The sequence below is a fragment of the Xanthomonas axonopodis genome, from assembly GCF_001304695.1.
Lineage (GTDB): Bacteria > Pseudomonadota > Gammaproteobacteria > Xanthomonadales > Xanthomonadaceae > Xanthomonas > Xanthomonas axonopodis.
The window spans coordinates 1-10,958 of sequence record NZ_JFAQ01000125.1; the positions used below are offsets into that span (position 1 = coordinate 1).

At 63.6% G+C, this 10,958-nt stretch carries 8 protein-coding genes and 2 pseudogenes; all 10 read left to right on the top strand.

Going from position 1 to position 10,958, the window contains the following annotated elements; genetic code table 11:
* The first annotated feature begins 308 nt into the window (after nt 1-308).
* Nucleotides 309-836 carry a type VI secretion system contractile sheath small subunit gene (tssB, locus tag XAXN_RS12140; protein WP_134980449.1) on the top strand — a complete coding sequence of 176 codons (528 nt, stop codon included), beginning with the start codon at nt 309-311 and terminating at the stop codon, nt 834-836.
* A complete protein-coding gene (gene tssC, locus XAXN_RS12145) occupies nt 829-2,346 on the top strand; it encodes a type VI secretion system contractile sheath large subunit (RefSeq protein ID WP_054319727.1) in 1,518 nt (505 codons plus the stop codon). The genes tssB and tssC overlap by 8 nt, the downstream gene beginning before the upstream one ends.
* Nucleotides 2,347-2,444: 98 nt before the next feature.
* Entirely contained in the window at nt 2,445-2,948 is a 504-nt protein-coding gene (locus tag XAXN_RS12150) for an Hcp family type VI secretion system effector (protein ID WP_054319728.1), read from the top strand.
* Nucleotides 2,949-2,983: 35 nt separating this feature from the next.
* Nucleotides 2,984-3,807, top strand: a pseudogene (locus tag XAXN_RS12155) (type VI secretion system accessory protein TagJ).
* Nucleotides 3,795-4,298 carry a type VI secretion system baseplate subunit TssE gene (gene tssE, locus XAXN_RS12160; protein WP_054319729.1) on the top strand — a complete coding sequence of 168 codons (504 nt, stop codon included), beginning with the start codon at nt 3,795-3,797 and terminating at the stop codon, nt 4,296-4,298. Before XAXN_RS12155 ends, tssE begins: the two are co-directional and overlap by 13 nt.
* A gap of 3 nt (nt 4,299-4,301) precedes the next feature.
* Nucleotides 4,302-6,179 carry a type VI secretion system baseplate subunit TssF gene (tssF, locus tag XAXN_RS12165; protein ID WP_054319730.1) on the top strand — a complete coding sequence of 626 codons (1,878 nt, stop codon included), beginning with the start codon at nt 4,302-4,304 and terminating at the stop codon, nt 6,177-6,179.
* Nucleotides 6,143-7,153 carry a type VI secretion system baseplate subunit TssG gene (tssG, locus tag XAXN_RS12170; RefSeq protein ID WP_054319731.1) on the top strand — a complete coding sequence of 337 codons (1,011 nt, stop codon included), beginning with the start codon at nt 6,143-6,145 and terminating at the stop codon, nt 7,151-7,153. The genes tssF and tssG overlap by 37 nt, the downstream gene beginning before the upstream one ends.
* Before the next feature lie 37 nt (nt 7,154-7,190).
* Nucleotides 7,191-9,953 carry a type VI secretion system ATPase TssH gene (gene tssH / locus XAXN_RS12175; protein ID WP_054319732.1) on the top strand — a complete coding sequence of 921 codons (2,763 nt, stop codon included), beginning with the start codon at nt 7,191-7,193 and terminating at the stop codon, nt 9,951-9,953.
* A gap of 33 nt (nt 9,954-9,986) precedes the next feature.
* On the top strand, nt 9,987-10,658 hold the full coding sequence (locus tag XAXN_RS21395; RefSeq protein WP_164514246.1) for a hypothetical protein: 672 nt from the start codon (nt 9,987-9,989) through the stop codon (nt 10,656-10,658).
* Between the two features lie 225 nt (nt 10,659-10,883).
* Nucleotides 10,884-10,958: pseudogene (locus tag XAXN_RS23675) on the top strand (transposase); the annotation flags it as partial.

Genomic DNA, 10,958 nt, shown 5'->3' on the forward strand with positions numbered 1-10,958 from the left:
CATGGGATCAAATACCTAGCGGCCGCATATGAGGTCTATCAGCTGCTCTTGATGTCCGGCCCCACCTTCGGAGCCGCGCAGGCGAGCGGCCGTTCGCAGCGCAATCAGCTTCTTTGCGGGCATGCCAGGAATCATCGCAACGTGCCGGCCGCCCACACGGTGTTGCTACGGAAGGCCCATCACGCACATCCATACCTGCCATCCCGACGTTCGATTTCACTGCGCATGTGGCAGCGCACACGATGCGCATCGGGTGCAAGGGATACGCCTTTGCCACACGGTCGCTGCGAGAGCAGCGCCCAGCAACCATGCAGATCACAGGAGGCCGCATGTCCGTTCGCAGCAGCAGTCAGAAGTTCATTGCCAGGAATCGCGCGCCTCGCGTGCAGATCGAATACGACGTCGAGATTTACGGCTCGCAGAAGAAGGTGCAGGTTCCGTTCGTCATGGGGGTGTTGTCGGATCTGTCTGGCGCCAATACGGAGAACCTGCCAGCGCTGGAAGCACGCGAGGCAGTGGAAATCGATGTCGACAACTTCGATAGCCGGCTGCGTGCCATGCAGCCGCGGGTGGCAATGAGCGTTGCCAATACCCTCACCGGCAGCGGCGAGTTACCGGTCGATATCACCTTCGACAGCCTGGACGATTTTTCGCCCAGCGCGGTCGTGAAAAAGGTGGCACCGCTGGCCGAGCTGCTGGAAGCGCGTACCCAGCTGGCCAATCTAGGCACTTACCTCGACGGCAAGGCCGGTGCCGAGCGCTTGATCGCCGATGCGATCAAGGATCCCACCCTGCTGCGTGCGCTGGTCGCGGCCCCCAAGTCGACGGATGAGTAACCCCATGGCGACCCGACACCCTTCTGCTTCCCAAGACCTCGCCGACGCTCAGCCACAGGCGACCCAGTCCGACGACTTTGCGGCCTTGTTGAACCGCGAATTCCGCCCGCGTAGCGAACGCGCCGGCGAAGAAGTGCGGCTGGCTGTGCGCACCCTGGCCGAGCAGGTGCTGGAGCGCAGCGACATCATCAGCGACGACGTTGCGCAGACGATCAATGCCTACGTTGCCGAAATCGACCGCAAGATCACCGAGCAACTCAACCTCATCCTGCACGCTCCACAGTTCCAGGCGCTGGAGGGCGCATGGCGCGGTCTGCATTATCTGGTCAGCAATACCGAATCGGATACGCAGTTGAAGATCCGCGTGCTCAACGTATCCAAGAAGGAACTCGCCAAGAACCTCAAGCGTTTCAAGGGCACCGCCTGGGATCAAAGCCCGGTATTCAAGAAAATCTATGAAGCCGAATACGGTCAGCTGGGAGGCGAACCCTACGGCTGTTTGGTCGGCGATTACCACTTCGACCATAGCCCCCAGGATGTCGACACGCTGCGCGGCATCAGCCAGATCGCCGCCGCCTCGCATGCGCCCTTCATTGCCGCTGCCGGTCCCGGCCTGATGGGCATGGAGAGTTGGAGCGAGCTGTCCAACCCGCGCGATCTGGCCAAGATTTTTTCCACCCCCGATTACGCGGCATGGCGTTCGTTGCGCCAGAGCGAGGACGCCAAATACCTGGCGCTGGCCATGCCACGCACACTGGCGCGTCTGCCATACGGGGCCAAAACCGATCCGGTGGAAGCGTTCGACTTCGAAGAAGACACTCAGGGTGCCGATTCGTCGCACTACACCTGGCAAAACGCAGCCTACGCGATGGCGGTCAACATCAACCGTTCGTTCAAGCAATACGGTTGGTGCACCCGTATTCGCGGCGTTGAATCGGGCGGGGCAGTGGAGGGGCTGCCGACGCATACCTTCCCGGCCGACGACGGCGGTGTGGATATGAAGTGCCCCACCGAAGTCGCCATCACCGACCGTCGTTCCGCCGAGCTCGACAAGATGGGCCTGATGCCGCTGGTGCATCGCAAGAACACCGACATGGCCGCCTTCATCGGTGCGCAGTCGCTGGGCAAGCCCGAGGAATACGACGACCCGGACGCCACCGCCAACGCGGCGCTGAGCGCACGCCTGCCGTACATGTTCGCCTGCTGCCGCTTCGCGCATTACCTCAAGTGCATCGTGCGCGACAAGATCGGCTCGTTCAGCACGCGCCAGCAGATGCAGAGCTGGTTGACCGATTGGGTGATGAACTACGTCGACGGCGACCCGGCCAATTCCAGCGAAGAAACCAAGGCGCGCAAGCCATTGGCCGCTGCCGAGGTGGTGGTCGAAGAAGTCGAGGGCAATCCCGGCTACTACACCTCCAAGTTCTACCTGCGTCCGCATTATCAGCTGGAGGGCCTGACGGTCTCGCTGCGCCTGGTCTCGCGGCTGCCCTCGGCGCAGGCCGCCTGATCGGCGCGCGCTTGGCTCTACTGCAAGGCTGAACCTGCAGCCGTCCTGGCCGCGGGAACGGGTTTCCCTACTGCACCACCCACTACTGGAGAAGTTCCATGGCTTTCGATATGCATCTCAAATTCGGCTCGGGCGACGTCGAGATCAAGGGCGCGTCCAACCATGCCAAGCACAAGGACGAAGTGCCGATCATTGCCTGGTCGTGGGGCGCCAGCAACACCGGCAACCTCCACACCGGCGCCGGTTATGCCGCCGGCGGCAAGGCCAACGTGCAGAATATTTCCATCACCAAGTACGTCGACAGCTGCTCCAACGCCTTGCTCAATGCCTGCTGCACCGGTGCACGTGTGGATACGGCCACGCTGTACGTGACCAATGCCACCGGCGAGCAGACCGACTACGTGACCATCGAACTCAGCGAAGGCGTGATGATCACCTCCGTCTCCACCGGTGGCAGCGGCGGCGAAGATCGTCTGACCGAGAACGTGACCCTGCATTTCGGCAAGTTCAAGTACTCGTTCCAGCCGCAGGACGACAAGGGCAAGAAGCAGGGCGGCAGCAAGGACTTCACGTTCAACATGCAGGAAGTGAAGAAGTCCTGAGTCCCACGCATCCCCCGACCGGAGCGCCGATGTCGATGTCCACCGTCCATCCCGAACAAGCCTGCGCCCGCCAGCTCAAGGCGGGCAACCCCGAGCAATCCCTGGCCACCGCCAAGGACTGGGTGCGGCAGTGCCCGGCCGATGCATCGGGTTGTTCCAATTGCTGGCCGTGGCCGGGCAGTGGCAGCGGGCGAAGCAGCAGGTGCAGCTGGCCGCAGAGTTGGACCAGGACTGGGGCGGGGTCGCCGGTGCGTATGCGCGCATCCTCGACGCCGAACTGGAACGCGAGCAGGTGCTGGCCGGCCGCATGATGCCGCTGATGCCCGGTCAGGTACCGCCGTGGCAGCACGATCTGCTGCAGGCATTGCACCATGATCGCGACGGTGAGCCAGGGCAGGCCACGCGACGGCGTGTCCTGGCGCTTGCGCAAGCCGATGCCATCGCTGGCCACATCGATGGCCAACGTTTTGACTGGCTAGCGGACGCCGATCCGCGGTTTGGCCCCTGTCTGGAGGTCATCCTTGAAGCGGGTTACGCCTGGGTGCCGTTTGCCCAACTGCGCAGCCTGCGCTTCGAGGCTCCCATTAGCTTGCGCGACCTGCTTTGGCAGGCTGTGGAGATCCAATGGCGCAACGGCACGCATAGTCGTGGCGTGGTGCCGTGCCGTTACCCCGGCAGCCAACACAGTGAAGACGGCGCGATCCGTCTCGGCCAGCGCACCGCCTGGGAGGGCGAGGAGTTGTCCGCATGCGGTCTGGGGCAGCGCCTGCTGGCCGGCAGCGAAGACGACTACCCCGTGCGCGACATTCGGCACATTGAATTCGACACCGCCGCGGTGGGCGCGCCATGGTCGAACTGACCCAACAAGAGCGGTTGCAGCCCTCGCTGCTGGATAGATTGATCGATGACTGCCGGCATGAGCTGGCGGAAAGCCGCGACGCGCGGGCGATCAGCCCGGCCAAGCTGCGCGACTGCGTCATGCGCGACCTGGCTTGGTTGCTCAACTGCACCCGCCACTGGCACGAGGATGCGCTGCAGGCGTATCCGCATGTCGCTACCTCGGTGCTCAACTACGGCATTCCCGATCTGGCCGGCGCCCGCCTGGTCGGGCTGGACGTGATCGAACTGCAGAACCGCATTCGTGCGGCAATTGTGGCCTTCGAGCCTCGGCTTGCTGCAGCCAGCCTGCAGGTCACCGCGAAAGTGGACACCGGGCGCATGGACCGCATGTCGCTGTCCTTTGTCATCGATTCTGAACTGTGGGCACAGCCGCTGCCGCTTGCGCTGTACCTGCGCACCGATCTCGACCTGGAAACCGGTCGCTTCAGTCTGTCGTCCAGGGCGCACTGAGCCATGGATCCGCGTCTGCTCCATCACTACAACCGCGAGTTGCAGCACGTCCGCGAGATGGGTGCGGAGTTCGCGCAGGCGTATCCGAAGGTCGCTGGCCGGCTCGGAATGAGCGGCATCGACTGCGCCGACCCGTATGTCGAACGCCTGCTGGAAGGGTTTGCGTTTCTGTCTGCGCGCGTGCAAGTCGAATTGGAAGCCCAGCAGCCGGTATTCGCACAGCACCTGACGGAAATGCTGTATCCACATTTCCTCTCGCCGGTGCCGTCGATGGCCGTGGTGGAGCTGCAACCGGAGCAAGGCGAGGGCATCGGCCCAGCAGGGCATGTGGTGCCGCGCGGCAGCGCGCTGCGCTCATTGATGGGGCATGGCGACCGCACCGCCTGCGAATACCGCACCGCGCATGCGGTGACGCTATTGCCGCTGCGCATGACCGCCGCCAGCTACCTGGCCTCGCCGGCAGCGCTGGCTACGCTCGGCGTGCCGGTCGAGCCGCGTGCGCGCGCCGGCCTGCGCCTGGTCTTCAACGTGCACGCCGGCTTGCGCCTGGACATGTTGGCGCTGGACACGCTGCCGATCTTCATCACCGGTGCCGATGGGCTGGCCGGCACCCTCTACGAACAGCTGCATGCCAATGCGCTGGGATTCGTGGTGCGCGCCCGTTCCGCGGAGGGGCAACCGCTCAGACGCGCGTTCGGCCCCGAGCATCTGCAGCCGCAGGGCTTCGATGACGAGCAGGCCCTGCTGCCGCGCAGCGAGCGCTCCTTCAGCGGCTATCGCCTGCTGCAGGAATACTTCGCCTGCCCGGAGCGCTTTATGTTCGCCACCTTCGACGGCCTGGCGCAGGTGCTGCCGCGCGCGGCGTGCGCCGAGTTCGAGATCCTGGTGTGGTTCGATCGCGCCGTGGAGCGGCTCGATAACGCGGTGGATGCGAGCAACTTCCGCCTGCACTGCACCCCGGCCATCAACCTGTTTCCTCGGCGCGGTGACCGTATCCACCTGCACCCCGGTATCTCCGAGCACCATGTGCTGGCCGACCGCACGCGGCCGATGGATTTCGAGATCCATGGCGTGGAACAGGTCGAAGGCTTCGGCGATGGCAATGCGCCGATGCAGCACTTCGAGCCGTTCTATGGCGCGCAGCCGCGCAGCTGGCATGAACGACGCTCGGCCTTCTATGCCTTGCGACGGCAGCCACGGCGGCTGTCGACCGCACAGCATCGCACTGGTCCACGTTCGAGCTATGTCGGCAGCGAGGTATTCCTGTCGCTGGTCGATGGCGACCAAGCGCCGTATCCGCACCAGCTGCGGCAACTGGGCATGCAGCTGTGGTGCAGCAATCGCGACCTGCCGCTGCATATGCCGGTGGGCAAGTCCAACACCGACTTCGTACTCGACGACGGCGGCCCGGTGGCATCGATCCGCTGCGTGGCCGGGCCGACACGACCGCGCTCGGGCATCACCGCCGGCGACACCCGCTGGCGCCTGATCAGCCATCTGCAGTTGAACTATCTCTCGCTGTTGGATGCCGGCGACAATGGCGCCACCGCATTGCGCGAAATGCTCACGCTGTACCACGACCCGCACGATGCGGCGGCGCGGCGGCAGGTGGACGGCGTGCGTCGTATCGCCTCGCGCGCGATCGTGCGGCGCATTCCCGTGCCTGGCCCGGCGACCTACGGTCGCGGGCTGGAAATCACCCTGACCTGCGACGACGCCGCCTTCGAAGGGCAGGGCGTTTATTTGCTTGCCTCGGTGCTGCGGCATGTGTTCGCTCGCCAGGCGTCGCTGAATTCCTTTACCGAGACCGTGCTGTGCACGCTCGAACGCAACGAGGTCGCCCGATGGCCAGCCCATCTCGGCAATCGACCGATTCTGTAGCGCTACTAGCGCGACTGGATGCGCACCCGCAGGACTTCGAACTGTTCGAAGCGATGCGGTGGCTGGAGTGCTCGCATCCGATGCAACCGCGGCTGGGCCAGGCAGCTCGGCCGCTGGAGGAGTCTGTGCGCTTGGGCCAGCGCGCGTCGTTGGAATTTCCTGCGCGCGACATCGACAGCCTGCACGCTGGCGTGGACGGTCGCCCGCCAACGCTGCGCACATTGGCACTGGGCTTGTTCGGCCCGCATGGCGCGTTGCCCTTGCACTTGACCGAACACGCCATCGAGCGAGAACTTGCCGGCGACCCGACCTTCGCCGCGTTCGCCGACATTTTTCACCATCGCATGATCGCGCTGTGGTATCGCGCCTGGGCCGACGCGCGTCCCACCGTGCAGATGGACCGCCCGGGCGAAGACTGCTTCGGTGCGCGGCTGGATGCGCTGACCGGTGTGGACCAGCCCGCGCTCCGTGGGCGCGATGCGATGCCACTCGCCGCGCGTCGCCATTTCGCCGGCCGGTTCGTCGCCCAGGCACGCAATGCCGAAGGCTTGCGTGCGGTCCTGGTCGGCCTGTTCGACGTCCCCGTGCAGGTGCAGGAGTTCGTCGCCAACTGGCTGCCGTTGCCCGACGAGGGACGTTTGCGCATGGGGCTGGCGGCCGCGCGCCTGGGCCGGGAAGCCACGCTGGGCGCGTTGGCGCGCAATGCCCAGCATCGCTTTCGCCTGCGCATCGGCCCGCTGGACATCGCGCGCTACCGCGAGTTCCTGCCCGGCGGCGACGCGCTGGATGTGCTCACCGCCGCCGTACGTGACTACGTGGGCGACGAGCAGGCCTGGGACCTGCAGTTGGTGCTGGCACGCCAGGATGTGCCGTTGCCGCTGATGGGGCAGGGCCAGCGCATGGGCTTGTCGCTCTGGCTCGGTCACTACCGTCGCCCGGTCGATGCCGACCAGCTCGTGCTCGCGCCGTCCTGACCCTTCTCTTTAGTTTCCGCCTTTCCCTGGAGTTCCCATGGCAGACATCAGCCGCGCCGCATTGTTCGGCAAGCTCAACCCGCTGGCCTATCGCGCTATCGAAAGCGCCACCGTCTTCTGCAAGCTGCGCGGCAACCCCTACGTGGAGTTGGTGCACTGGTTGCATCAGTTGCTGCAGCTGCAGGACTCGGACCTGCACCGCATCCTCAAGCACTTCCAGCTCAATCCTTCCACGCTGGCACGCGATGTCACCACCGCCCTGGATGGCTTGCCGCGCGGCTCGACTGCCGTCACCGATCTATCGGCCAATGTCGAAGAAGCGGTGGAGCGCGGCTGGGTGTATGCCTCGCTCAGCTTCGGGGAGGCACAGGTGCGCACCGGCTACCTGGTGGTCGGCATGTTGAGCGTGCGTGGGTTGCGCAATGCATTGCTCGCGATCTCCGGGGAGTTCGACAAGCTCAAGCCCGCGGTGCTCAACGAACACTTTGCGCAGATCGTGGCCGGCTCGCCGGAAGATGGCCTGCTACCCAGCGATGGATTTTCGCTCGGCCAGACAGCTGCACCTGGCGAGGCCAGCGGCGCCATCGCGCCGGCGGCCATGGGCAAGCAGGAAGCACTGAAAAAATTCACCACCGACCTCACCGCACAAGCGCGCGAGCGCAAGCTCGACCCGATCATCGGCCGCGACGACGAGATTCGCCAGGTGGTCGATATCCTGATGCGCCGCCGCCAGAACAACCCGATCCTGGTCGGCGAGGCCGGTGTCGGCAAGACCGCGGTGGTGGAAGGCTTCGCCCAGCGCATCGCCCGTGGCGACGTGCCGCCAGCATTGAAGGACGTGCAACTGCGCACGCTGGATGTAGGCCTGTTGCAGGCAGGCGCCAGCATGAAGGGCGAGTTCGAACAGCGCCTGCGCGCGGTCATCGACGACGTGCAGGCCAGCCCCAAGCCCATCATTCTGTTTGTCGACGAAACCCACACCCTGGTCGGCGCCGGCGGTGCCGCCGGCACCGGCGATGCCGCCAATCTGCTCAAACCGGCGCTGGCACGCGGCACCTTGCGCACGGTGGGCGCGACCACGTTCGCCGAGTACAAGAAATACATCGAGAAAGATCCTGCACTGACCCGGCGCTTCCAGGCCGTGCAGGTGGATGAGCCGGACGAGGCCAAGGCGGTGCGCATGATGCGTGGTGTCGCCTCGATGATGGAACAGCACCACCGCGTGCAGATTCTCGACGAAGCGCTGGAAGCGGCGGTCAAGCTCAGTCATCGCTATATCCCGGCGCGTCAGCTGCCGGACAAATCGGTGAGCTTGCTCGACACCGCCTGCGCGCGCGTGGCGGTCAGCCTGCACGCCACCCCGGCCGAAGTGGACGATAGCCGCCGCCGGATCGAAGCGCTGGAGACCGAGCACGCCATCATCGAGCGCGAGCGTGCCATCGGCATCGTGGTCGATGAGCGTGCTGCGGCGTGCGCCGGCCTGCTGCAAAGCGAGCACGGTCGCCTGCGTGATCTGGAGCAGCGCTGGGTTGCCGAGAAAGCATTGGTCGATGAACTGTTGTCGCTGCGTGCGCAACTGCGTAGCGGCACTGCGCCGGTGGAAGGCACTGGCAGTGCGTTGGAAGCGGAGGCTGAGGCTGACACCGATGCCGATGCCGCGCAGGCGGCGTCTGGCGACACCGCCGTGCTCGAAGCACCGGTACAAATTGATCGCGACACGCTGCTAGCGCGCCTGCAACTGGTACAGGCCGAACTGGCCGCACTGCAGGGCGAATCGCCGCTGATCCTGCCCACGGTCGATTACCAGGCGGTGGCCGCCGTGGTCGCCGACTGGACCGGCATCCCGGTCGGACGCATGGCGCGCAACGAGATCGACACCGTCCTGCGCCTGCCCGAACTACTGGCCAAGCGCGTGATCGGCCAGGACCACGCCATGGAGATGATCGCCAAGCGCATCCAGACCAGCCGCGCCGGCCTGGACAACCCGGACAAACCGATCGGCGTGTTCCTGCTCGCCGGCACCTCCGGCGTCGGCAAGACCGAAACCGCGCTCGCCCTGGCCGAAACCTTGTACGGCGGCGAACAGAACCTGATCACCATCAACATGAGCGAGTACCAGGAGGCGCATACCGTCTCTTCGCTCAAGGGCGCACCCCCGGGCTACGTCGGCTACGGCGAAGGCGGCGTGCTGACCGAAGCGGTGCGTCGCAAGCCGTACTCGGTGGTGTTGCTGGATGAAGTGGAGAAGGCGCACCCGGACGTCCACGAACTGTTCTTCCAGGTCTTCGACAAGGGCTGGATGGAAGACGGCGAAGGCCGCCGCATCGACTTCCGCAACACCTTGATCATCCTCACCAGCAACGCCGGCACCGAGCTGATCGCCAGCCTGTGTGCCGACCCGGAACTGGTGCCAGACCCGGAAGGTATGGCCAAGGCCATCCGCGAGCCGTTGTTGAAAGTCTTTCCGCCGGCATTGCTCGGCCGGCTGGTGGCGATTCCGTATTACCCGCTGAGCAACGCCATGCTCGCGCAGATCGTGTGGCTGCAGTTGAACCGCATCAAGCAGCGGATCGAGGAGCGTTACAAGATTCCGTTCGAGTACGACGAATCGGTGGTGGAGCTGGTGGTCTCGCGATGCACAGAGAGCGAATCGGGCGGGCGGATGATCGATGCGATTTTGACCAATTCGATGTTGCCGGAAATTGGGCGAAAGTTCCTTGATCGTATGATTTCCGGACCCACTATTAACGGCGTCAACGTACTTGGCGGGCGCAACGCGTTTGCATACGAATTAAAATAATATTTCCTGCTGATTCGATAAAGGATGAATGTTATGGCATTTCAGTCGGTCTGGCTCGGCGCCGGCCATCAAAACCTTATTACCGCTTACCGCAATAGTCCATGGTCGGCGGAATGTCGCACATTACGGGGAAGTAATGAAGACTTCACCGGTGTGAATTATGCTACTTTCTGGTGGCAGGTTGAAAATGGGCCTATCATGATGACCACTACCCGAAGTAATCAATATCATTCGGAAAAGGAAGTCTGGATGATGCTCAATGGGCAGGTGGGTCTGCGCTCGATTGCCTTGCCTAATTGGACCCCCGGTCAAGGTACTGAAGTGCCCAAGCGATTGGCCAATGAAGTTGCGGCGGAAGGAACGCAGATCCTCGGTGTCTATACCGAGAGACAACCATGTGGCTCCTGCTCTCCATTCCTCAACGACGCCCTGCCAGACGGGACCTTAGTGGGGTGGCATTTTCCCTGGCCAACCGCTGAGACTAAAAAGCATAAACATGATGACGATTCCATCATCGTTAATTCATTGATGGCTATCAGTCGAAGCACAACTTACGAAATAAACGCCAAAGAGTACCAGCGCACCGACCGAGTCGAAGGTAACAAGAGCCTTGCATCAGCCGTTAAAGGTATTGGAAAGACGATTCTTGGCGTGCAGCATAAGCTGCCTTGGCTTTGTCCCGATTTTAAACGATACGTGGAATAAAATTCGGTTGGGTCCGGAGTCGGTCCTGCGTCAGCAGCTATGCAAGTTGTACGAACAAGTGGTCCGTCTCTGCCCAGTCGACCGAAGGCGCGCGGTGTAGCGGGCTCAGGTTGACCTCCGCAAGCTCCCGGCAAGCCACTCGCCTGTGCGGTGCCTGCGACGTCCCCCCGATTTTGAGTAGCACGCCAGTTTGGAGTCCAATTCCCTACCTGAAGGAGATTGGACGTGAAGAAGCGTTTTACCGAGGAACAAATCATTGGCTTTTTGCGCGAGGCCGAAAGCGGCGTGGCGATCAAAGAT

What these genes read in the sequence shown, in the direction of transcription:
- tssB (WP_134980449.1), top strand. Translation starts at nt 309, where the DNA reads ATGCAGATCACAGGAGGCCGCATGTCCGTTCGCAGCAGCAGTCAGAAG.
- tssC (WP_054319727.1), top strand. Translation starts at nt 829, where the DNA reads ATGAGTAACCCCATGGCGACCCGACACCCTTCTGCTTCCCAAGACCTC.
- XAXN_RS12150 (WP_054319728.1), top strand. Translation starts at nt 2,445, where the DNA reads ATGGCTTTCGATATGCATCTCAAATTCGGCTCGGGCGACGTCGAGATC.
- tssE (WP_054319729.1), top strand. Translation starts at nt 3,795, where the DNA reads ATGGTCGAACTGACCCAACAAGAGCGGTTGCAGCCCTCGCTGCTGGAT.
- tssF (WP_054319730.1), top strand. Translation starts at nt 4,302, where the DNA reads ATGGATCCGCGTCTGCTCCATCACTACAACCGCGAGTTGCAGCACGTC.
- tssG (WP_054319731.1), top strand. Translation starts at nt 6,143, where the DNA reads ATGGCCAGCCCATCTCGGCAATCGACCGATTCTGTAGCGCTACTAGCG.
- tssH (WP_054319732.1), top strand. Translation starts at nt 7,191, where the DNA reads ATGGCAGACATCAGCCGCGCCGCATTGTTCGGCAAGCTCAACCCGCTG.
- XAXN_RS21395 (WP_164514246.1), top strand. Translation starts at nt 9,987, where the DNA reads ATGGCATTTCAGTCGGTCTGGCTCGGCGCCGGCCATCAAAACCTTATT.